General features: G+C 43.5%; 1 protein-coding gene. It reads left to right on the top strand.

Features of this window, described 5'->3' with window-relative positions; genetic code table 11:
- The coding region (locus HMPREF2885_RS10145; protein WP_186822450.1) for an SHIRT domain-containing protein at window positions 1-262 on the top strand (262 nt) is incomplete at both ends.

Genomic DNA, 262 nt, shown 5'->3' with positions numbered 1-262 from the left:
GCCAAGCAACGCCAACGCAACCAAGTCAAACAGAGGTTAAGACATCAGAAGGCACATGGAGCTTCAAGTCCTACGATAAGACATCGGAAACAATTAATGGATCAGATGTTAAGTTTATAGGTACATGGGAATTTACAGCAACTCCAGTTCCAACAGTGACTCATAAAGCGGTTCACGAGTTTGTCAGTGGAACTCCAGGTAAAGAACTTCCACAAGAAGTAAAAGCCTTGCTTCCAGCAGACCAAACAGACTTGAAAGATGG

The sequence above is a fragment of the Streptococcus sp. HMSC062H02 genome (assembly GCF_001813005.1).
Lineage (GTDB): Bacteria > Bacillota > Bacilli > Lactobacillales > Streptococcaceae > Streptococcus > Streptococcus oralis_S.
The sequence above is the reverse complement of the archived record's forward strand: the minus strand, read 5'-3'. Positions and strand labels throughout refer to the sequence as shown.